General features: G+C 71.7%; 16 protein-coding genes and 1 tRNA gene. 4 read left to right on the top strand and 13 right to left on the bottom strand.

Features of this window, described 5'->3' with window-relative positions; translation table 11 throughout:
• Positions 1–141 precede the first annotated feature (141 nt).
• Both AC5RVZ_RS04620 and AC5RVZ_RS04615 read left to right on the top strand, forming a co-directional pair.
• Entirely contained in the window at positions 142–870 is a 729-nt protein-coding gene (locus tag AC5RVZ_RS04620) for a response regulator transcription factor (protein WP_494064583.1), read from the top strand.
• Positions 867–2402, top strand: coding sequence for a sensor histidine kinase (locus AC5RVZ_RS04615; RefSeq protein WP_494064582.1), 1536 nt, complete (start codon positions 867–869; stop codon positions 2400–2402). Before AC5RVZ_RS04620 ends, AC5RVZ_RS04615 begins: the two co-directional genes overlap by 4 nt.
• Before the next feature lie 135 nt (positions 2403–2537).
• On the opposite strand, the gene AC5RVZ_RS04610 is transcribed toward AC5RVZ_RS04615, so the two are convergent.
• The 7 genes from AC5RVZ_RS04610 to AC5RVZ_RS04580 form a co-directional block, all read right to left on the bottom strand.
• The gene (locus AC5RVZ_RS04610; RefSeq protein WP_494064581.1) at positions 2538–4103 is read right to left on the bottom strand and encodes an FAD-dependent oxidoreductase; all 1566 of its coding nucleotides are present in this window, start codon (positions 4101–4103) and stop codon (positions 2538–2540) included.
• On the bottom strand, positions 4100–4249 hold the full coding sequence (locus tag AC5RVZ_RS04605) for a hypothetical protein (RefSeq protein ID WP_494064580.1): 150 nt from the start codon (positions 4247–4249) through the stop codon (positions 4100–4102). Before AC5RVZ_RS04605 ends, AC5RVZ_RS04610 begins: the two co-directional genes overlap by 4 nt.
• Positions 4246–5160, bottom strand: coding sequence for an FAD:protein FMN transferase (locus AC5RVZ_RS04600; RefSeq protein WP_494064579.1), 915 nt, complete (start codon positions 5158–5160; stop codon positions 4246–4248). The genes AC5RVZ_RS04605 and AC5RVZ_RS04600 overlap by 4 nt, the downstream gene beginning before the upstream one ends.
• Positions 5161–5640 (bottom strand): FMN-binding protein, encoded by a 480-nt coding sequence (locus AC5RVZ_RS04595; protein WP_494064578.1) that lies wholly within the window; start codon positions 5638–5640, stop codon positions 5161–5163.
• Positions 5641–5749: 109 nt separating this feature from the next.
• The gene (locus AC5RVZ_RS04590; protein ID WP_494064577.1) at positions 5750–6784 is read right to left on the bottom strand and encodes a ribose-phosphate diphosphokinase; all 1035 of its coding nucleotides are present in this window, start codon (positions 6782–6784) and stop codon (positions 5750–5752) included.
• Entirely contained in the window at positions 6759–8231 is a 1473-nt protein-coding gene (gene glmU, locus AC5RVZ_RS04585) for a bifunctional UDP-N-acetylglucosamine diphosphorylase/glucosamine-1-phosphate N-acetyltransferase GlmU (protein WP_494064576.1), read from the bottom strand. Before glmU ends, AC5RVZ_RS04590 begins: the two co-directional genes overlap by 26 nt.
• Before the next feature lies 1 nt (position 8232).
• Positions 8233–8304 (bottom strand) — tRNA-Gln (locus tag AC5RVZ_RS04580).
• A gap of 80 nt (positions 8305–8384) precedes the next feature.
• Between AC5RVZ_RS04580 and AC5RVZ_RS04575 the strand changes: the two genes are divergently transcribed.
• The gene (locus AC5RVZ_RS04575; protein WP_494064575.1) at positions 8385–8882 is read left to right on the top strand and encodes a MarR family winged helix-turn-helix transcriptional regulator; all 498 of its coding nucleotides are present in this window, start codon (positions 8385–8387) and stop codon (positions 8880–8882) included.
• Between the two features lie 102 nt (positions 8883–8984).
• On the opposite strand, the gene AC5RVZ_RS04570 is transcribed toward AC5RVZ_RS04575, so the two are convergent.
• From AC5RVZ_RS04570 to mgrA, 5 genes are all read right to left on the bottom strand, one after another.
• A complete protein-coding gene (locus AC5RVZ_RS04570; protein ID WP_494064574.1) occupies positions 8985–14468 on the bottom strand; it encodes a lamin tail domain-containing protein in 5484 nt (1827 codons plus the stop codon).
• A gap of 99 nt (positions 14469–14567) precedes the next feature.
• A complete protein-coding gene (locus AC5RVZ_RS04565; protein WP_494064573.1) occupies positions 14568–16394 on the bottom strand; it encodes an ABC-F family ATP-binding cassette domain-containing protein in 1827 nt (608 codons plus the stop codon).
• Between the two features lie 42 nt (positions 16395–16436).
• On the bottom strand, positions 16437–17789 hold the full coding sequence (locus tag AC5RVZ_RS04560) for a GNAT family N-acetyltransferase (RefSeq protein WP_494064572.1): 1353 nt from the start codon (positions 17787–17789) through the stop codon (positions 16437–16439).
• A 66-nt stretch (positions 17790–17855) separates the two neighbouring features.
• The gene (locus AC5RVZ_RS04555; protein WP_494064571.1) at positions 17856–18785 is read right to left on the bottom strand and encodes a 4-(cytidine 5'-diphospho)-2-C-methyl-D-erythritol kinase; all 930 of its coding nucleotides are present in this window, start codon (positions 18783–18785) and stop codon (positions 17856–17858) included.
• A complete protein-coding gene (mgrA, locus tag AC5RVZ_RS04550; protein WP_494064570.1) occupies positions 18782–19846 on the bottom strand; it encodes an L-glyceraldehyde 3-phosphate reductase in 1065 nt (354 codons plus the stop codon). Before mgrA ends, AC5RVZ_RS04555 begins: the two co-directional genes overlap by 4 nt.
• Positions 19847–20052: 206 nt before the next feature.
• Here mgrA and AC5RVZ_RS04545 point away from each other — a divergent pair, with 206 nt between their 5' ends.
• The gene (locus AC5RVZ_RS04545; RefSeq protein WP_494064569.1) at positions 20053–21648 is read left to right on the top strand and encodes a stealth family protein; all 1596 of its coding nucleotides are present in this window, start codon (positions 20053–20055) and stop codon (positions 21646–21648) included.
• Here the strand turns inward: AC5RVZ_RS04545 and AC5RVZ_RS04540 are convergent.
• Entirely contained in the window at positions 21587–22504 is a 918-nt protein-coding gene (locus AC5RVZ_RS04540) for a phosphodiesterase (protein WP_494064738.1), read from the bottom strand. The two genes, AC5RVZ_RS04545 and AC5RVZ_RS04540, sit on opposite strands and share 62 nt — an antisense overlap.
• Positions 22505–22537 lie beyond the last annotated feature (33 nt).

Raw genomic sequence — 22537 nt, 5'->3', positions numbered from 1 at the left:
AGCCGCCCCGATGGGAACGTGCAGGGACGAGTATGGGAGGACTATGAACACGGCGGCCGAGCGAGCCCACCGGAAGCGATTCACAGCCGCGGCATAGCCGGCGCCATAGGGAACTCATAGGGTGAGCGCGACAATGAGAGCATGACCAGCCCTGCGCCCGCACTCTCCCGCCCCGACGGCTCGGCTCTCCGCGTCCTCGTCGTCGACGACGAGCAGATGCTGACCGACCTGCTTTCGATGGCTCTGCGGATGGAGGGCTGGGACGTGCGCACCGCCGGCTCCGGATTCGAGGCGCTGCAGGCTGCGCGGGAGTTCGGCCCCGACGCCATGGTGCTCGACATCATGATGCCCGACCTCGACGGCATGGCGGTGCTCCAGCGCCTGCGGCAGTCCGGCGACGACGTGCCGGTGCTGTTCCTCACCGCGAAGGATGCCGTCGGCGACCGCGTGGCGGGCCTGACAGCCGGCGGCGACGACTACGTGACGAAGCCCTTCAGCCTCGAGGAGGTGGTCGCCCGCCTCCGCGGCCTCATGCGACGCGCCGGGACGGCGCACGCCGCCGGCGCGGAGCCGATCCTGCGCGTGGGCGACCTCTCGCTCAACGAGGACAGCCACGAGGTGGAGCGGGGCGGCGAGGAGATCGAGCTGACGGCCACGGAGTTCGAGCTGCTGCGCTACCTGATGCGCAATCAGCGTCGCGTCGTGTCGAAGGCGCAGATCCTCGACCGGGTCTGGAACTACGACTTCGGTGGACGATCGAGCGTCGTCGAGCTGTACATCTCGTACCTCCGGAAGAAGATCGACGCGGGGCGGGAGCCCCTGATCCACACCGTCCGCGGCGTCGGCTACATGATCAAGGCACCGCAGTGACACCCGAGGACGCGCCGCAGGCGCCCGCCCCGGATGCTACGGCGCGCGCGGATGCCGCGGGCAAAGCATCCGCCGGCCCGCCGTGGACGCTGCAGCGCCGGCTGATCGTCACCGTCGTGTCGATCACCTCGCTCATCCTCGTCCTGGTCGCCGTCACCACCAATGCGATCCTCGCCGGCGTGCTCGAGCAGCAGCTCGCCGAGCGGGTGCACACGTCGGCGCTCTCCTCGGTGTGGATGCGCCCGCTCATCACGCAGGGGTTCACCGCGGAGGAGATCCTCCAGCAGCGGCCCCAGCAGGCCGGGTTCCTGCTGGCCGTCGAGACGCCGCCGAGCCTTCCGACGGCGGCGGTCACGGACTCCTCCGCCGACGTCGTCGCGCTGACCGACGCGCAGATCCGCGAGATCACGCGCAGCCTCGAGGATCAGCAGGGGCCGCTGGTCGTGTCGATCGACGGTGTGGGCACCTACGGCGTCGAGGGGGTCCGCATCGGGAACTCCGTCGCCATCGTGGGGATCTCCCGGGCAGAGGTCGCGCACACGACGGGGCAGATGCTGACGACCATCGGGCTGCTCACGGCGGGCGGGCTGGTCCTCCTCGCCACAGCGACGGCGTGGACGATCCGCGCGGGGCTCGCGCCGCTGCGGGCGGTCGCCGACACCGCCGAGCGGGTCTCGAGGATGCCGCTGTCGCAGGGCGAGGTGTCGATCCCCGAACGCGTCCCCGCCCACCAGGCCGACCCGCGCACGGAAGTCGGGCGGGTCGGCGAGGCGCTCAACACCCTTCTCGACCACGTCGGGGACTCCCTGACGGCGCGGCAGCGCAACGAGGAGCGCATGCGTGCGTTCGTCGCGGATGCCAGCCACGAGCTGCGCACTCCGCTGGCGTCGATCCGCGGCTACTCGGAGCTGTCGCTGCGCGCGCTCACGCGCGGCCACGACACGGCGACCGTGGAGACGGCGGAGTCGTCCCTCGAGCGCATCCAGGCGCAGTCGCTGCGGATGACGTCCCTCGTCGAAGACCTGCTGCTGCTGGCACGGCTGGACGAGGGGCAGGAGCTCGTCTTCGGCACCGTCGACCTCACCCGCCTCGCGATCGACGCGGTCGGCGATGCGCGCGCGGCCGGCCCCGACCACGCGTGGGTGCTCGACGTCGACGAGGAGCCTGTGCTCATCGCCGGAGATGCGGGCCGTCTCCATCAGGTCGCCGGCAACCTGCTCGCCAACGCCCGTGCCCACACCCCCGCCGGCACCACGGTGACCGTCAGCGTGACGCGCGAGGGCGGCAGCGCCGTCCTGCGCGTGCACGACGACGGCCCGGGCATCGACCCGGGCATCAAGGACGAGCTGTTCGAGCGCTTCGCGCGCGCCGACCGGTCACGGGCCCGGCAGACCGGCGGCACGGGCCTCGGCCTGTCGATCGCGCGCGCGATCGTCCAGGCCCACGGCGGCACCATCACCGTCGACAGCGCCCCCGGCGACACCACGTTCGAGGTCCGTCTTCCCGCCCGCCCCCTCGACCCGGCGGTCTGACCCCCGCGGCATGCACGCGAGACAGCACTGGGGCGCCGAGACGGCAGTCGCACGACTGCGGTCTCGGCGCCCGGATGCTGTCTCGCGGGATGGAAGCGGACGGAGACGGGCGAGGACGGAGACGGGCGAGGAGGGTCAGTAGCCGCTGAAGGCGTCGGTCGTGATCGACCGGGCGCGCTCGAGCGCGGGCGCCAGAGCGGCGATGAGGCCGGCGGGACCGGAGATGTAGGCGTGACGCGACGAGATGTCGGGCACGACGCGCAGCAGGCCCTCGGCGTCCAGGCGCACGCCGCGCGCCCACTGCCAGTGCGGGGGCAGGTCCGCCGGCTCGTCCCGCGTGAACACGATGACGCGCGCCCCGGATGCCTCGATCTCGTCACGGTACGCCAGCTCCGAGGCATCCGACGCGACGTAGATCAGGACGACGTCGCGCTCCTGGCCGGTCAGGCGCATATGGCGCAGCTGCGACACGAACGGGGTCACGCCGATGCCGGCCGCCACCATGAGCACCGGCGCGGTGGACCGGGTGGGGAGCAGGAAGTCCCCCCACACTCCCGTGGTCGCGAGCCTCCCGCCCTCGGGCACCGCCGCGAGTGCGCGCTTGTAGGAGCTCTGCGGCTTGCTGCTGCCTCCCTCCTTGAAGGCGACCTTCAGCTGCGGCAGGTCCTCCGGCGCCGAGGCGATGCTGAACTCCCGGCGCGTGCCCCGCGCGTCGGGATGGCGGTGCGGCACCTCGAGCTCGAGATACTGCCCGGGCCGGAACGCCAGTCGGTCGTGCACGTGGAAGGTGATCTCACGCACCGTCGGTGTCGGCGCGCGGCGAGAGGTCAGCGTGAGGCGCACGGCGGTGCGCACGGCGAACGCGAAGGCGACGAGGTTGCCGATGAGCAGGGCGCGCTCCTGTCCGAGGGTGATCTCCCCGACGGGGATCGGCCAGCCGGCCAGGACGCCGACGACGGCGGCGACCGTGAGCTGCTGCCACCGGCGCGGCGGCAGAGTGAGAGGCTCGGACAGCATGAACGCCCCGAGGAACAGGAAGGGCGATGACCACAGCACCGGCCACAGGATCTCGAACCCGGTGATCTGGATGCCGGCGGCCTGATACTGCGACGCCGTCCGCACGAACGCGACGCCGACCGCCACCACGACGAACACGGCCGCCACGCGCAGCTTCTCGGTCCGCATCAGCACCGCGATCCCCAGTACCAGCACGGGGCCGGCCAGTTCGGGCGTGCCCACCCACCACGCCGACGCGCCCAGCTCCGGCCACGCCAGGCTCAGCAGCGTCAGCACCGTCGCCCCGACGGCCGCCGGGTTGAAGATGTGGCGGCCCCGCCATGCCAGCACGTACTTCGACAGCGATGCCACGGCTGCGGCGAGGACGATGCCCGCGAGCCCGGCGGGCACCAGCGTGGGCCGCAGGACGAACAGCAGGATGTGCGCGGTGATGAGCGAGGACTCGATGCGCCACGGAAGTCCGAGAAGCCGCTGGGCGGCGGCGTCCACGCCGACGCACACGGCGCTGAGCACCGCGAGGGTCGCCAGCAGCTCCAGCGGTCCCGGCGCGACGCGCCCCAGCAGCGACAGGACGAACGCGATGACGGCGAGCGCGGCAAGGGCGAGGTAGACCAGGCGGTACATCGAGACGCGGCCGAGCACCGCGAAGACGCGGTTCCAGACGGCCGTCAGTGTTCCGGTCACCTCGCACCGCCCGCAGCGGCTCGTGACTGCCCGTCGCCTTCGACGCCGCAGCCGGCGATCAACGTGACGCTCTCGCGCGTGGGCTTGCTGAAGCGGTGCCCGTCGTCGCGGGCGACGGCGAGGACTTCTCCCGGGGAGTCGGTCACGATCCCACGGTATCGGGTCGGACGAACAGCTCGGCGCGGCATCCGGGCGACCATTCCACGCGTCCGTCGGTGGTCATCCGCACCCATTCCACGCGGCGATGGAAGGCCAGGGCCGGTCCGCCGTCGAAGAAGAGCGCGGTGGCGATCGCGTCGGCCGTCATCGCGTCCTCGGCGACCGCCCACGTCGCGGCGATCGTCCGCACCGGCATGCCCGTGCGGGCGTCGAGCACGTGGTGCAGTCCCTCGGCGCCGGTCGCCGACGGCCACGCGCGCCGGTTCGTCGCCGACGCGCACAGCGCGGCATCGGTGACCTCCCACACGCCGATCGCCCGGCGACGGTCGAACGGGTGCTCGAGGCCGATGCGCTGGGTGCCGCGGACGGCGATGTCGCCGCCCGCGTCGACGACGGCGTCACCGGGCATCGCGGCGGCCACGACCGCCATGACCCGGTCGACGAGCCGGCCCTTGCCGATCGCGCCGACGTCGATCGAGGCGGGCTGCGCGAGCGTGAGCGAGCCGCCCTGCCATGAGAGGACATCCCGCCACCGCTCGGGCGCAGGCCGCGACCCGCGATCCCGCAGCGAGTACGTCGCGTCGTATCCCAGGGCCTCGAGGGATGCCCCGACGAGCGGGTTCACGGCGCCGCCGGTCGCCTCCGACAGCTCCGCGTACGCGTCGAGCATCGGGCCGGCATCCGGCGGCGCGGGAACGTGCCCGCCGCGCGCGGCGAGCGCGCTCACCGTCGAGTCGGGCCGGAAGCGCGACCAGTCCCGGTCGAACGCCGCGATGGTCCCCGTGACGGCATCGCGGACCGGCAAGGGAAGAGCGTCGCTCGTGACGATCTCCCACGCCGTGCCGATGGCCTCGAACGCCCACGCGTGCGGCGTCGGACCGTCGGAGGCGCCCATCATCTACGCGGCGGCTTCGGCCTTGATGGCCTCGATCGCGTCGTTGAAGCCGCCGCTGGTCAGGGACGACCCCGCGACACGGCTGACCTGGATCTCATCGATGTCCTGACCGACCACGACGTCGGCGATGCCGCCGATGAACTGTCCCTGATACTGCTCGGACTCGCGCTTCTGCGGATCGCCGGTCACCTGCACGTCCGTGATGACGTCACCCTCGAGCGTCACGGTGACGCTGATCGTCTCCACGCTCTCGGGCGTGGCGTACGACCCCTCGGCCGTGTACGTGCCGTCGGCGTACGCCGCGGAGCCGCTCGCACCGGACGTCGACCCGTTCGAGGACGAGCTGTCGGAGCCGGGTCCGGTCCCCTCCTCGGAGGCGTCCGGAGCGGCAGGCGCGCAGCCGGCCAGCAGCGCGATCCCCGCTGCGGCGGCGAGGGTGGCGCCGGTCCGGACGGGGCGGGCGACGAGGGCGGTGCGGGTCACGTGAACCTCCAGGCTCGAGCAGCGCGTGCGTGCACGAGGCATCCTCGCAGCGGCGCCTATGAAACACCTCGGAGCCCCGCCGACGAGGGCTCTGCGGGCGGGAGGCCGGTCAGGCGGCCCCGTCGAACATGCTCGTGACCGAGCCGTCCTCGAAGACCTCGTGGATCGCGCGTGCCAGCAGCGGAGCGATGGGCAGGATCGTCAGGTTCGGGAAGCGCTTGGCCTCGGGGATCGGGACGGTGTCCGTGACGACCACCTGATCGATGGCTTCGCTCTGGAGGCGCTGCGCCGCGGGGTCGCTGAAGATGGCGTGGGTCGCCGCGACGATGACGCGGGTCGCGCCGTTGGCCTTCAGCGCCTCGGCCGCCTTCACGATCGTGCCGCCGGTGTCGATCATGTCGTCCACCAGGAGGCAGACGCGGCCGTCGACCTTGCCGACGATCTCGTTCACCGTGACCTGGTTGGCGACGTTGGGGTCGCGCCGCTTGTGGATGATGGCCAGCGGTGCGCCGAGGCTGTCGGACCAGGTGTCGGCCACGCGCACGCGTCCGGTGTCGGGCGATACGACGGTCAGCTGCTCGCGGTCGTCGGCGCTGAGCGTGCGCCGGAAGTACTCCAGCAGCACCGGCTTGGCGAAGAGGTGATCGACCGGACCGTCGAAGAAGCCCTGGATCTGCGCCGCGTGCAGGTCCACGCTCATGACGCGGTCGGCTCCCGCCGTCTTGAACAGGTCCGCGACCAGCCGTGCGCTGATCGGCTCGCGACCGCGGCCCTTCTTGTCCTGCCGCGAGTAGGGGAAGTACGGCGCGACCACGGTGATGCGCTTCGCCGACGCGCGCTTGGCGGCGTCGAGCATGATGAGCGTCTCCATGATCCACTCGTTCACCGGAGGCCCGAAGCTCTGCACGAGGAACAGATCGCAGCCGCGGATGGAGACCTCGAAACGGGTCAGGATCTCGCCGGACGCGAACGTGCGGTACTCCGTCGGGACGAGCTCGGTGCCCAGCTGCGCGGCGACGGCCTCCGCGAGCTCGGGGTGGGAGCTGCCGCGCGCGACGACCAGGCGCTTCTTCGTCTTCGCGACAAGACCGGGGGCGATGTCATTCGCCCGGTCGAGCTCAACGGTCTTGTTCTTGCGCGCCATCGTCCGCCTTCTGTGCGCTGCGGGCCCGCGCCGCGACCTCTGCCGCGCCGGTACCCGGCCTGTTCTTCTCGACCCACCCCTCGACGTTGCGCTGGGGGGCGACGCTGAGAGCGAGGGCACCGGCGGGCACATCCTTGCGGATGACCGCTCCCGCCCCCGTCTTCGCTCCGTCTCCGATCCTAACGGGCGCGACGAAGACGTTGTGCGAGCCGGTGTGCACCTCGTCGCCGATCTCGGTGCGGTGCTTGGTGAGGTCGTCGTAGTTCGCCGTGATGGCGCCCGCGCCGAGGTTGACGCCGGTGCCGATCGTGGTGTCGCCGATGTACGACAGGTGCGGCACCTTGCTGCGCTCCCCGATCGTGGAGTTCTTCGTCTCGACGAACGTGCCGATCTTGCCCTTGTCACCCAGGTACGTTCCCGGGCGCAGGTAGGCGAAGGGACCCACGGTCGCGCCCGCGCCGATGACGGCCAGGGTCGCGTCGGTGCGGGTGACCGTCGCGTTCTCGCCGACTTCGCAGTCCACCAGGCTCGTGTCGGGTCCGATCGTCGCACCCTCGGCGACGACCGTCGCCCGCAGGATGTGGGTGTTGGGAAGCACCGTGACGTCCGGTGCGAGCGTGGCGGTGACGTCGATCCACGTCGTCGCGGGATCCAGGATCGTCGCCCCCTCCAGCTGCCAGCGACGCACCACACGTGCGTTCAGCACGCGTGCCGCCTCGGCCAGCTGCACACGGTCGTTCACGCCCAGGGCGGCGGCGGCATCCGGTGCGGGCGTGGCCGACACGGGCAGTCGCGCGTCCCGCAGGAGCGCCACGACGTCGGTGAGGTACTTCTCCCCCTGCGCGTTGGCGGTGCCCACCAGGGGAAGGTGCCGGCGCAGCGCCGACGCCTGGAACACGTAGACGCCGGCGTTGATCTCGGTGACGGATGCCTCTTCGTCGGTGGCGTCCCGCTGCTCGACGATCCGGGCCACGGCGCCCTCGGCGTCGCGGATCACCCGGCCGTAGCCCGTCGCGTCGTCCACGATCGCGCTGAGCACCGTCGCGGCCGCGGCGCCCGCGCGATGCGCATCGATCAGGCGGCCGAGCGTGTCGGATTCGAGCAGCGGCACGTCACCGCTGAGCACGAGCACGTCGCCGGTGAAGTCCTCGAGCGCGTCGAGGGCGACCTCGACCGCGCGGCCGGTGCCGGGGACCTCGTCCTGGTCGACGACCACGACGCCCGGCGCGGCCTGCTCGACCGCCGACGCGACGAGCTCGCGCTCATGGCGCACCACGACCACGACGCGCTCAGGCTCGAGAGCCAGGGCGGTGTCGAGCACGTGGCCCACCAGCGGGCGCCCGCCGATGCGGTGCAGCACCTTCGGCAGCGAGGACTTCATGCGGGTGCCCTGTCCCGCGGCGAGCACGATGACGGCCAGGCGGGTGTCGGCGATGGTCTCGGTCATGCTCCGCCGCCAGGACTCGAACCTAGACCTCACAGCTCCAAAGGCTGTCGTGCTGCCATTACACCACGGCGGACCGCGACGATCCGCGATCGGGAAGGCCGCCCGTCAAGTCTGCCATGATCGGTCATCGCCACCCGCCCGGATAATGGGTGCATGGCCCAGCAGAGCGACGAGGTCGACCGCATCGTCGAAGCGTGGATCGCGCAGCGCCCCGACCTCGATTTCTCGCCCCTGGGAGTGCTCTCGCGGGTCGACCGACTGTCGCGCCACCTCGACCGTGCGCGGCGCGAGGCGTTCCGCCGCAGCGACCTGGAGCCCTGGGAATGGGACGTGCTGTCGGCGCTGCGCCGCGCCGGCGAGCCCTTCCAGCTCAGCCCCAAGCAGCTGCTGCAGCAGACGCTCGTCTCCAGCGGCACGATGACGAACCGCATCGACCGGCTGGTCGGACGCCGGCTGGTGCGCCGCGAAGCGGATCCGGGCGACGGCCGCAGCGTCCTGGTGACCCTCACCGACGACGGCAGGACCCGCGTGGACGCCGCGATCACGCGCCTCGTCGACGCAGAGGCCGTGCTGCTGTCGACGCTGTCGCGGGCGGACCGCGACCGCCTCGCGGGTCTGCTGCGCAAACTCAGCCTCGGGTTCGACACCTGACCCGGCGTCGGCGATTCGCCGGGCGGCACGATACGGCTGCGCCTCCCCCGTGGGACGGATCCGCACGGGGAAGGCGCAGGGCCGAGCGACGCCGGCGTCGGACTATCGCACCATCCGCCGGCGACGGGCGACGACCACGACGGCGGCGCCGACCGCGAGCAGGACGAGCGCTGCCTGCAGCGCCGGCATCACGTCCACTCCGGTGAAGGGCAGCACGCCCTGCCCCGCGGCGGCGGGGACGGAGATCGTGAACGGATCGGACATCACCGACAGACCGGAGGCCCCGATCGCTTCCAGCCGGTGCGCGCCGGCCGTCGCGTCGGCCGGGATCGGCAGGACCCCGGTGACGGTGCCGTCTGCGCCCGCGGTGAGCACCTCGCCCAGCGCCGTCGGGTCGGAGTGCAGCACGAAGCGCACCTCCTCGCCGGCCTGGAAGCCGCGGAACTCCACCTGCATGCGGCCGCCGGGGACCAGAGCGGATCCGAAAGCGGCCCACACGCGCCCGGACGGCTCGATCGCCTCACCGTCGCCGGGGTCGCCCGCACCCGGATCGCCCTCGCCGGGGTCGCCCTCGCCGGGGTCCCCCTCGCCCGGGTCCCCCTCGCCCGGGTCGCCCTCACCGGGATCGCCCCCGCCCGGGTCGGTCTGCGTCGGAACCGTCGTGAACGAGCGGACCGGCGAGTACTGGATGCCGCCGTGCGGTCCCGCCGCGATCACGTACCAGCCGTGCTCGCCCTCGGTCAGGCCCCGCCACGTCACCGTCGCCGGTTCACCAGACGCGGCCCCGGCGACGGCGCCGATCTCGCTCGCCGTCAGGATCTCCGCCCGGAACGAGTCGGTCGCGAGGGTCTTGGCCTGCGGCGCGATGCCCACGGCGGCGTACGGGATCTCGAACTCCTGCATGCCCGGCGGGTCGTTCAGGGACGCATCGTCGGAGTCGAAGTCCTGCAGCGACGGCGAGTAGGTGCGGAAGACGATCCGCCCGCCGTCGTTGTCGAAGTGGGCCAGGCGCAGGTAGCCCTGGCCGCCCTCCGGCAGACCCTGGTAGTCGAACAGCATCGAGTAGACCGTGCGGTCGGCCAGCCCGTCGCCGTCGTCGTCGAACTCGTCGGTGCGCGTGTAGGCGTCGTGATAGTGGCCCGAGCTCACCGCGAACACGTTCGGGTTCGGCGCCACCACCTCGTCGAAGACGCGCTGCGGGAACGGGCCGAGACCGCCGGTGGTCAGCATGTACTCGTGGAGGTTCAGCCACACCTTCCGCTCGGGATGCTGCCGGATGACCTGGTTCATCCAGGCGATGTCCTCGGTGTTGGCCGCGGCGTCGTTCGGCGTCGGCCAGCCCATGTAGAGGAACAGGAAGTCCACGCCTCCCACCGACACGAGGTCGTAGTGGCCGCGGTTGTCCTTGTACGAGCCGCCGTACCAGGGGTTGCCGGCGAAGCGGGCCTCGCCGAAGAACTGCGAGTACTGGGTGTAGTCCGCGGCGAACCCGCCCACGTCGTGGTTGCCCGCGAGCACGCCGTAGGGCAGGCCGGCCTCGTCGAGCATCCGATAGGCGGCGTCGGCATTGGCCCACTGGTGCGGCTGCGTGTGGACGTTGACGATGTCGCCGTTGTGGATCATGTACTGCAGGTTGAGGTTCTCGCGCTGCTGGCGCAGGAACTCGTGGATCGCGACCTGATGCGGGTAGTACTCGGCGGTCTCGTTGTAGTACTGCGTGTCGGACTCGATCGCGACCGTGAAGTCGTACTCCGACCGCGGCGTGGCGCCGGCGTGGAAGGGCTCCACCCGGCTCTCGCGCGTGGACAGGTCCGTCGCCGCGAAGCCCTCCGAGTGCTGCACGAGGAAGGTGAGCGTGCCGTCGGCGACGTGTCCGTCGACGGGCACGAGCGCCTCCAGCGTGAACTCCGTCGCCGCGCCGCCCGTGGTCAGCACCTGGTCGACCGCTTCCCACCCGCCGTCGACCGTCCGGGCGTAGAGGGTCACCTTCGCGTTCGCATTCGCGCTCCCGCGCCAGTCCACGCGCACCTGCGAGCCGGGGCCGGCACCTTGAGGCGCCGCCACCGTGAACAGCTGGTACGGCAGCGCCGTCTCGCTCGTGGTCTCGACGTTCACGCCGTCCGTGCCGAGCAGCTTCGCCAGGTCCTCCGCTCCCAGCGCCACGCCTGCGCTGCGATCGCCAGTGCCGGAGTCGGTCACCGTGCCGGTGGTCACAGTCATCTCGGCGTCTCCCGGCGCGTAGCGGTACCCCTCCCGGAAGCTGAGGTTCAGGGCATCCTGCTCGGGCGAGCTCGGGGTCGCGATGAGGTCGGCGCTGTCCCCCTCGACGATCTCACCGTCGGAGGGCCCGTTCAGCTCGATGCCGGGCTGCTCATCAGCCGTCTCGAACGTGACGGTGTGCGTCCCCGTGTTCCCCACCTCGTCGGTGGCGGTGAACTCCGCGACGTGCGAACCCGGCTCGAGCGCGAGCGAGCTGGTCGCGAGCGGAAGCGAGATCGGGTCGCCGTCGAGCGTCGCTGTGAGCGAGGCCACGCCCGATCCGGCGTCGTCGGCCGTGGCGTCCACGGCGAAGTGGCCTCGGTAGCGCTGGCCCTCCACGAGCGGGCTCTCGATCACCGGCCCGGTGTTGTCGACCTGAACGGTGCGCGACGCGGTGGACGAGCCGTCGGTCGCCGCGATGACGTGCGTGCCGTCCGCGACCGCGGTGGTGTCCCACACGGTCGACACCGACGTGAACGCGTCGTCGGGAATCGTGAACGTCGCCAGGAACGAGACCAGGTTCGCGTCGGAGTACGAGATGCGCGCATCCGGCGCCGGGCACTCGACGAAGGCGGGGGCCGTGACGGCGCCCGACTGCTCCTTCGTCGTGGCGCAGTAGTCCGGCCTCAGCACGCGCCCGTCCGGGAGCGCCAGCCGGAGGTTCATGCTCGTGAAGTCGTCGTTGTTCTCGTTGACGTCGGCTTCGGGCCAGGCCTTGGTGCCCGCGACGATGGTGAGGGTGAGCGGCTGACCGGGAACGACCCGCTCGACCGGAACGGTCGCGTCGACCGTGACGATGCGGGAGTAGTACCCCTCGTCGAAGATCCGCAGCACCTCGTCGCCGAGCTTGACCCCGTTGCGGAAGAACGCGTCGGTGTTCGTCGCCTCGAAGGCGAAGACCGGCCCGGTCTCGAGCGAGGCGACCGCGTCGACGACCGGAGTCCCGTCGATCGTGAGCGCGAGGTCCGTGCCGCTGTCGCCGGTCGCCGAGATGCGCGTCTGGCCGCCGAGGAACTGGCCCTCGACCAGGTTGATCCGGACCGGGTCCGGCTCGCCTTCGGCCAGGTCCACGCGCACGGGGCCCAGCGTGGACGTCTGCGAACCATCGCTCGCCAGCAGTGTGTACTCGATCCAGCGCTTGCCGAACAGGTCGGCGGCCGGAACGGTGTAGTAGTAGCGGTTCGCCGCCTCGAAGGCGAGGCTGCGGGTCTCGGTCGCACCGAGGTTGTCGGTCAGGCTCAGGGTCACCGTGCGCACGAGCACGTCATCGGTCACGTCGAAGCCCAGGTCGAGATCGGCTGTGTCCGGCACGTCCGAGCTTCCCGTGAGGTCTGTGATCACGGGCGCGCTGCCGGGCGCCGGCGCGGCGACGAACGCCGTCGGCACCTGGTCGGCACTCACCGAGCCGGGGGTCGGCGCGGCAAGGCGCATGAGCGTCTGCACGGTGCCGTCCGGCGTGGGCGGCGCCCACAGGGGGGCGGTCGCGCCCGGGTTCCAGCCGTACTGGATCGCCGTGCTCGCGGTGGTCTGGTCGTCGGTGAAGTAGTACGCGCGGCTGATGTCATGGCCGGTGTTCGTGCGCACCTGGATGCCGCGCGACCCGCCGTTGGCCATGCCGCCGTTGTACAGCTCGACGATGTCCTCGCCGAGCACGAGGTCGCTCCCGAACGCCTGGTTGAAGTCGGCGACCGTCAGTCCCGCGGTGACGCCGGCGGGGTTCTTCACCCACAGCACCAGCGTGCCGCCCGCGGCGATCGTGACCTCGTTCGGCTGGGCGGGCCACAGGGTCGAGCTCGTGGTCACCGGCCCCGAGAGGGCGTTGTCGGTGTAGAGGTACGACAGCGTGTAGTCGCCGAAGTCGATCGGCGCGTCCGAGGCGTTGTAGACCTCGATGAACTCGTAGGCGTCGCCTCCGCCCACGTTCGCGGTGTCCGGCGCGATCTCGGTGATCTGCAGCAGCGGCGCGGCGAGCGCGGGGTCGGTCGCCCGGGTGAGGGCGCTGGTGACTTGCTCGACCGTGACGGTGCCGGCGGTCGTCGCGACGTCCGGGCCGGCCTCCCCGAGCACCGCGTCGACACTGCCGATGGTGCTCGGCACGGCGAAGTGCGCGTTCCAGTTCGTTGTCGGGTTCACGATGGCGGGCACCCACGCGCGGTTCAGAGCGGTGCCGGCGGCGTCGACGAGGCTGAAGCCCCGGCCACCGGCGTTCGCGATGCCGGCCTGCGGACCGAAGCGGAAGACCGGCGTACCGGCGTCGGCGCCCACGGCCGCGCGGAACTGCTCCTTCGTGATCGCCCGCTGCTGCGCGCCCTCGGCGTAGTTGAGCCAGAACAGGGCCGAGCCGCCGGCCGGGATCACGACGGGCGCGTCGTTCTCACCGTCGAGGTGGACGATCGGCTGAGGCGTTCCGGCGTTCCACTGGCTCGTGTGGTAGCGGAGCCCGATGCCGGCCGCCGTGAGGTCGATCGCCGCGGTGGTGGTGTTGGTCACCTCGACGAACTCGTAGAGGTCCGTGCCGGGGTTGTCGCCGTGGATCTCGGTGATCGCGAGCGGGAAGTACTCCCCCGCGTTGCCGCTCGCTCCGGGCCCCGGCTCGGCCGGCTCGGTCGGGTCCGTCGGCTCGGTCGGGTCGGGCTGGGGAGCAGGCTCGGGCCGGACGAGCTGCTCGGGAAGGATCGCGCCCGGGGTCGGCGTGCCCGCGGTGGGATCGGTCAGCAGGTTGCCGGTCGCCGGCACGCGGAAGTGGTCCGCGTTGCCCTTGTTCGCCACCGCGCGGCTGTAGTCGGATCCCGAGACGAGCGTGGTCCCGTCCCCGGCGAACAGGCGCAGCGACCGGGCGCCGGAGTTGGCGAACCCGCTCTGGCCGACGGCGTGGAACAGCGGGTACTCCGAGGCGGCGTCGCCGTAGTGCCCGCGGAACTCCGCCTCGGTCAGCTGCCACTGCTCGACGGCCGCGTCACCCGTTCCGACGGCGTAGCGCAGCCAGAACACGGCCGTGCCGTGGGCGGGGATCACCGCGTCGGCGAGCGCGGTGGTCGTGCCGGGCTCGACCGCCTGGATGAACGAGGCGTCGTTGTACTGCAGCCGGTAGTCGGCGAAGTCGATCGCCTCCGCCGTGGTGTTGGTCACCTCGAAGAACTCGAACCAGTCCTGGTCGCCCGGCGTGCCGGCGTTGTCCTGCGTCACCTCCGTGATGAGCAGGGGCGGCAGCGGCTCCTCGGAAGCGGCAGCGGCGGGAGCGGCCACGCCGACGCCGGTGAGGGCGATCGCGGCGGCGGCAAGGGAGGCGAGGGCGGCGCGCGGTCGCGCCGGGACACGGGTCGTCACGGTGTTCGAGAACACCGTGACGCGGTGTCCGGGAGGGAGACGTCGGATGAACGGACGCCGAACCGCCTGCGTCCGGTTCCCCGCCGCCGGCGGACCGGTTCAGCCGATCTGCTCCGTCAGCTCGAACCAGCGCTCCTCGATGCCGTCGCGCTCCTTCTCGAGCTCGCCGATGCGCGCCATCTCCGCTCCGAGGCCCACGTAGTCGGACTGGTCGTGATCGGCCAGAGCCGTTCGCGCCGCGTCGATCTGCGCCTCGAGCTTCTCCAGGCGTCGCTCCAGGGCCGTGGCCTCCTTCTGCGCCGCGCGCAGGTCCGCGCCGGTGAGCGCGGCGGACCGCCCGGATGCCGCGGCATCCGTCGTCGTCGAGGAAGCGCCGTCGGCGCCGCCGGTGGCTGCGGCGCGAGCGCTCAGCGCACGGGCCCGCAGGCGAAGGTACTCCTCCACACCGCCGGGAAGGTGGCGGAGGTGACCGTCGAGGATGGCGTACTGCTGATCGGTGACGCGCTCGAGGAAGTAGCGGTCGTGGGAGACCACCAGCAGGGTCCCCGGCCAGCTGTCCAGCAGGTCCTCGATCGCGGCCAGCATGTCGGTGTCCAGGTCGTTCGTGGGCTCGTCGAGGATGAGGACGTTTGGCTGCTCCAGCAGGATGAGCAGCAGCTGGAGGCGGCGCTTCTGACCGCCCGAGAGGTCCTTCACCGGGGTCGACAGCTGGGCGCTGGAGAACCCCATGCGCTCGAGGAGCTGTCCGGGCGTCAGCTCCTGCGCCTTGGATCCGGTGCCGAAGGTGTACGTCGTGCGCAGGCGGGAGACGACCACGCGGACCGGCTCGTCGAGGTGTTCGGCGAGCTCGTCCATCCGCTGCGACAGCGTGGCGACCTTGACCGTCTTCCCGCGTTTGACGCGCCCGCCCGTGGGTGTCACGTCGCCGGACACCAGCCCGAGCAGCGTCGATTTGCCGGCGCCGTTGACGCCGAGGATGCCGGTGCGCTCCCCCGGCGCGATCCGCCACTCGATCGGATGCAGCACTTCCCGGCCGTCGTAGCTCACGGCCGCGTCGAGAAGGTCCACGACGTCCTTGCCCAGCCGCGACACCGCGAGGGACTGCAGCTCGGTGCGGTCGCGGATCTCGGGCACGTCGGAGATGAGCGCGTTGGCCGCGTCGATGCGGAACTTCGGCTTCGAGGTGCGGGCGGGGGCTCCTCGGCGCAGCCATGCCAGCTCCTTGCGCGCGAGGTTCTGCCGGCGCGCCTCGATCGCAGCGGCCTGCCGGTCGCGCTCCACGCGCTGCAGGATGTACGCCGCGTACCCGCCCTCGAACGGCTCCACGATGCGGTCGTGCACCTCCCACGTCATGGTGCAGACCTCGTCGAGGAACCAGCGATCGTGCGTCACCACGAGAAGCCCGCCCTGTCCCGCAGGCCATCGCCGTTTGATGTGCTCGGCGAGCCACGCGATCGCCTCGACATCCAGGTGGTTGGTCGGCTCGTCGAGGAACAGCACGTCGTAGTCCCCGACGAGGAGCGCGGCCAGCGAGATGCGCCGCCGCTGACCGCCGGAGAGGCCGGCCACCGGCCCGTCCCAGGGGATGTCCGCCAAAAGGCCCGCGATCACGTCGCGGATGCGCGCGTCACCGGCCCATTCATGGTCGGGACGGTCGCCCACGACCGCATACCGGACGGTGACCGCCTCGTCGAGGCGGTCCGCCTGGTCGAGGACGCCGATGCGCGTCCCGCCGCGCACGGTGACCCGTCCGGAGTCCGGTTCCAGCCGGCCGGCGAGCATCGCCATCAGGCTCGACTTCCCGTCGCCGTTGCGGCCGACGATGCCGATCCGGTCGCCCTCGTCGATGCCGAGCGACACCCGGTCGAAGACGACCTTGGTCGGAAACTCCAGGTGCAGGGCCTCGGCCCCCAGAAGATGTGCCATGTCCCTTCCAGGCTAGGCGAGCCCGGGAGAGGAGCCGTCCGCTCAGTACCAGATGCTCAGGCGCGGCGCGATATGCCAGCCGAGGACGCGCGCCGCCGTGGCGGCATCGGTCGTGGTGACGCGCCCCGCCGCGGCGAGCGTCGCCAGTGACACGCCTCCGAGGTACGCCGCCGACAGCTCCTCGATCCCCAGCGCCACCGTCACGGCGTCCGGCCGCGCATCCGCATCCTCGAGCGGCGTCACCCGGCCTCGTCCGTCCTGGTCGGCTTCGAGGAGGAAGCGGCCGCCCGCCAGACCGAGCGGATCGTGCACGTCGAGTGCGATCGCACCGGCCGCGCCGTACCGGCGGGCCTGAAGGGCAGCGCGAACGTCGAGGATCCGGACGTACTGGTGGTCGCGCACGGTCACGGTGGCCGCTCGCTGGTCGGCGATCATCCACAGCAGCGGCTCATCGGGCGACAGCTCGCTCGCGTGGACCTCGGCGACGAGGTCGAGCTCCAGCAGGAAGCGCCACAGCGCCGCATACGCGTCGTCGGTGTCTGCGAGCAGATACGACACCCTGACCGTGCCCTTGGTGAAGTCGTCGTGGTTCTCGCGCACCGAGTACACCGCGACGCCCCGCACCTCGCCGGCGGCGTCGGTGTACTGCACGGCCCGCTTCTCGCCGGCCTTCTCGGCGTCGGGGCGGGTGCCGGCGAAGTTGTCCCAGTGCCCCGCGGGCACGTCGATCTCGCCGGGCACCCGCAGGTGGGAGCGCTCGTGCAGCTCGGGGAGCAGCTCGCGCAGCCGCGTGCGCGGGATGAAGTCGATCCGACCTTCGGGGCGAGGGCCCGTCCACGCCGCGCGGCGCGTCTCGATGCGCCACGAGGCGCTGGCGGCGGCGGGCGCGAAACCGTAGCGGCCGTAGAGGGTGGATTCGCTCACGGTCAGCATCGCCATCGGGATGCCGGCGGCGTGGGCGGTGCGCAGCTCGCCCTCGAGCATCGCGCGCGCGATCCCACGGCGGCGGTGCGTGGGGGCGACCGTCACCGCGGAGATCGCGCATGAGGGGATCGCGGTGCCGCCCGGCACGGTCAGTTCGCCGAGCCACGACGCGATCGTCGACGCCGGCGCGTCGGCCATCGGCGCCGCCGGGTCGTAGACGCCCGTCACCCGGCGGTAGCCGCTGCGCTCGCGGGCGGCCGCGACCTGCTGCTCGGAGCGCTCGGGGTCCTGGAAGCCCCGCGCCACGACCTGCAGCCACGCGCCGAACGCGTCGCTGTCGACCGGGACGAGCCGGTAGTCCAGTCCCTGGGTGGCGAGTCGGTCACGGGACACCTCGTCCAGCGGCGCCGCGCGGAAGGCGGCGCGATCGGAGTCTCCCGCGACGGCGGTGGATGCGGCGAGCGTGCTCATCTGGATTCCTTCCCTCGAAGTGGCTGCTTCGTACCCCGTCTCGCCGTCGTCGTGGCGAGGCTGCGGTCAGTTCGGCAGGACGCGGGCCCCTGGGACGGGGCCATGGACGTGCAGCGCCTGCAGTCCTGCGGCCGAGAGCGTGACCTGCAGCTCGAGCGCCGATTCGGCGTCGGCGGCCAGGAAGGCCAGCGTAGGCCCTGACCCCGACACCATGCCCGTGAGCGCACCGGACTCCTCGCCGAGTTCGAGCACATCACGCAGCTCGGGCCGCAGCGACAGCGCGGCCACCTGCAGGTCGTTGCGGGTGTGCTCGGCCAGCGCGACGGCGTCGCCTGCGCGCAGCGCCTGCAGCACGGCCGGCGCGACATCGGGGACGCCGGGCACGCCCACGATGTCGTGCCGGGCACGCAGCGCGTCCAGCTGCGCGTACACCTCCGGCGTCGACAGCCCCTCATCAGCCGGCACGATCACCCAGTCGAAGCGCCCCTTCGCCAGCGCAGGGCTCAGCTGGTCGCCTCGTCCGGTGCCGATCGCGGTGCCTCCCATGAGCGCGAACGGCACGTCCGCGCCGAGCCGCGTGGCGAGCTTGTGCAGCTCGCCGCTGCCGAGGTCCGCGCCCCAGAGCGCGTCGCAGGCGACCAGCGCCGCGGCGGCGTCGGCGGACCCGCCGCCCATGCCTCCGGCGACGGGGACGTTCTTGACGATGTCGAGGTGGACGCCGCCGTCGTGGCCGATGCGCTGCGCGACGAGCCGCGCCGCGCGCACGGCCAGGTTGCGGTCGTCGGCCGGGACGGTGGTGACATCGACCGTTCCCGAGATGGCGACGGTGAACTCGTCGGAGGGGGTGGCCCACACCTCCTCGTACAGCGACACCGCCTGGTAGGCCGATGCCACGTCGTGGTAGCCGTCGTCCTGGACACCGCCGACCTCGAAGAAGAGGTTCAGCTTGCCCGGCGCCCGCACGCGGACGCCGGGGGTCACGACGGCGTGACTCACCGCTTCGCCGATTCCGCCCAGAGGTCGACGTCGATGCCGTCGGACAGCGCGTCGATGCGCTCGAGCTCCTCTGCGGTGAACGCCGGCCCCTCCAGCGCCCGCAGGTTCTCATCGAGCTGAGCCGGGCGCGACGCGCCGATGAGGGCGGAGGCGACCACCGGGTCGCGCAGCACCCACTGGATCGCCATCTGCGCGAGCGACTGACCACGCTCGCGCGCGATCAGGTCGAGCGCGCGGAGCGTCTCCAGACCGTCGTCCGTCAGCGGCTCGTCAGGCAGCGACCGTCGCTTCTGGGCACGCTCGGCGGGCCCGCCGCCCAGGTACTTGTCCGTCAGCAGACCCTGCGCGAGCGGCGTGAACGCGATGGCGCCCATGCCCTCCTGGCGCAGCACCTCCGTCAGGCCGTCCTCGACCCAGCGGTTGAGGATCGAGTACGCCGGCTGATGGATCACCAGCGGCGTCCCCAGGGATCGGGCCACGGCTGCGGCGGCCGCCGTGCGCTCGGCGCTGTACGACGAGATGCCCACGTACAGGGCCTTGCCCTGCCGGACCAGCGTGTCCAGCGCCGCCACGGTCTCCTCGATCGGCACCTCCGGATCCACGCGGTGCGAGTAGAAGATGTCGACGTGATCCAGGCCCATGCGGCGCAGCGACTGCTCGGCGCTGGCGATGAGGTACTTGCGCGAGCCGCCGTTCCCGTACGGGCCGTCCCACATGTCGTAACCGGCCTTGGACGAGATGATGAGCTCGTCGCGGTAGGGCGCGAAGTCCTCCCGCATCATCCGGCCGAAGTTGGTCTCGGCGGAGCCGTACGGCGGCCCGTAGTTGTTCGCGAGGTCGAAATGGGTGATGCCCCGGTCGAACGCGTGCCGCAGCAGCTCCCGCTGATCGTCGAACGGGATGTTGTCGCCGAAGTTCCACCACAGGCCCAGCGAGACCGGCGGAAGCGTGAGCCCCGAGCTGCCGACTCGCCGGTACTCGGCGAGGTCGTACCGGTCATCGGCGGCGACGTACGGGCGGTGGAGATCTCCTCCACGGGAGCGGTAGCGGGACTCGGTCACCGCACCAGGCTATCGGCGGCGAGCCTTCCACGGGCAGTCGGACGGTCCGCGCAGGCGGGTACACCATGGCGGACGCGGAAGGGAAGAGCCCCGCCCGAAATGCCGTTGTAATGAAAAGTGCTTATGGTGAATCGTTGCGGCCAGGCCGGTCGCGCCGATCACGGCGCCCCTGCCGCAGCCTTCCCCGTCGTGCGAAGGAGGTATCGATGCCCACACTCTCGGTCGTTCCGCCGCAGCCGGATCCCTGGTCCGATCTGCTGGAGCGGGGGGACGTCGTCCTCGATCGCGGCGTCCTGCACCTGGTGCATGACACCGTGACGCCCCGTCAGGCGCAGCTGGACGATCTCCAGCTGGTCGCGTCGGCCCTGGAGCGCGCGGGACTCGAGGTCACGCTGATCCGGCACGATCGGGTCGTTCCGGCGGTCGTCGTCGATGTGGCCGCACGCGATGTGGCCTTCGCGGCCCTCGCCGCCCTGTGCGACCGTGAGCCGGTCTACATCAAGGCGAAGGGGCGGTCCGCCGCCCTCGCGACGCTCGCCGAGGTGCCCGGCGCCGAACCGTCGGCGGTGCGCGTCTACCGTCCGCGCATCACCAGGAACGGCGCACGTCGCTATGGCGCCGCGCTCGGCGTCCGCCTGGAGTTCTGGCGGTTGTCGGGCGATCTCGTCGAAGCGCCCAGTGCCAACGCGCTCACACGCCGCACCATCGCCCGTGCCGACCTCGCCTACACGACGATCGAGCGCTACGGCCGCAGCTGGCGCACGATCGCGGGCATGTTCGACCCGCAGCCGGACGAGTTCACCGATGACATCGACATCGTCTTCTCGTGGGTCGACGGCTCCTCCAGCGAGTTCCAGCGTCAGCGCGCGGCCCGCATGGCCGAGTACGTCGTCGGCGAGGGCGACGACGGTCCTGCCCGGTACCGCCACGTCGACGAGCTGAAGTACGCGCTGCGCAGCGTCCACATGTACGCGCCCTGGGTGCGGCGCATCTTCATCGCGACCGACTCGCCGGCGCCGGCGTGGCTCGCGGACCACCCGAAGGTGAAAATCGTGCGCAGCGAGGAGTTCTTCGCCGACCCCTCGGTCCTGCCCACGCACAACTCCCACGCCGTCGAGGCGCAGCTGCACCGGATCCCGGGACTGGCCGAGCACTTCCTCTACTCGAACGACGACATGTTCTTCGGCCGTCTTGTGGAGCCCGAGCTGTTCTTCACGCCCGCGGGCGTGTCGAAGTTCGTCGAGTGCGGCGTACGCATCGGCACGGGCGAGCCGGCCATGCACCGCAGCGGCCACGACAACGGCCTGCGCGTGAATCGCGCCCTGCTGAGGGAGCGGTTCGGGCGCACCATCGTCCGGGACCTCGAGCACTGCGCGGCGCCGCTGCGCCGCAGCGTCATGGCCGAGCTCGAGCGGGAGTTCCCGGAGGACTTCGCCCGCACTGCGGCATCCCGGTTCCGTTCCGCGACCGACATCTCGGTGACCAACAGCCTGTACCACTACTACGCCCTCCTGACGGGGCGCGCGGTGGTCACGCGTCGCCCCCGGGTCCGCTACGTGCAGACGACGATCGCACGCAACCTTCGTCGCATGGAGAGACTGGCCGAGCGCACCGACGTCGACATGTTCTGCCTCAACGACGGCGGCGAGACCGAGGTGCCCGAAGAAGTGCGGGTCGCCGCCCTCCGCGGTGCTCTCGAGCGGATGTTCCCGGTGCGTGCACCGTGGGAGCGGTCCGACCTCAGCGAAGCAGAGCGATCGGCTCGGTCGGCTCACCCGTCGGCGCGCCGCCAAGAGGCCTGATCCCGGCGGCGACGAGCCGTCGGCGCGCCTCCTCGGCGTCGATGTGCTCGAGCACGTCGGGCGCGTCGACGGGGACGACGGAGTGCACGACCGTGTCGTCGTAGACGTGCACGAGGTTGAACGCCTGGGCGCCGTCCTGCGGGCGGCTTCCGCCGGTGGGCACCGTGAGGTCCTGCGCGTAGCAGGTGGAGGAGGCCACCGAGACCGGGATGCCCGCGAACGTCGCGAACGTCGAGTAGTGGAGGTGACCGGCGATGATGGCCCGCACGTCCGTGCCGCGCAGCACCGTGGCCAGGCGGGACTGGTCCCTGAGCTCGACGCTGGCAGCCAGCGGCAGCACGCTCGGCACCGGCGGATGATGCATCGCGAGGATCGTCCCCAGGGGCGCCGGCGTCGCCAGCACCTCACGGAGCCAGTCCAGCTGCTCGTCGCGCAGCTCGCCGTGGTGTTCGCCCGGCACGGTGGAATCGAGCGTGATCACCCGCAGGCCGTCCAGCTCGTCGACGCGGTCGACCGGGCCGAGGTCCGCCGTCTCGTCCAGCAGCGTCTCGCGGAACGCGGCGCGGTCGTCGTGATTGCCCATCACCCAGAGCACACGCGCACCGAGCTCCTGCGCGAACGGCTCGACGAGCGCGCGCAGCTGGTCGTACGCGGCCGGCTCACCGAGGTCGGCGAGGTCGCCGGTGAACACGATGGCGTCGGGGCGGATGCCACTGGCGCGGATCGCGGCGAGCGCGCGGTTCAGCCGCGCCGAGCCGTCCACCAGGTCGAAGAGCATCGAGCCGCCCGCGCGGAGGTGGGTGTCGCTCACATGCAGCAGGATCCGTTCGGGTGCGGAGTATTCGGCGCTGCGCATCATCTCGTCTTCCCGGCCTGATCCTCCAGGCCT

The sequence above is a fragment of the Arthrobacter sp. Cza30 genome, assembly GCF_059090765.1.
This window is presented reverse-complemented; position numbering and strand designations above follow the sequence as displayed.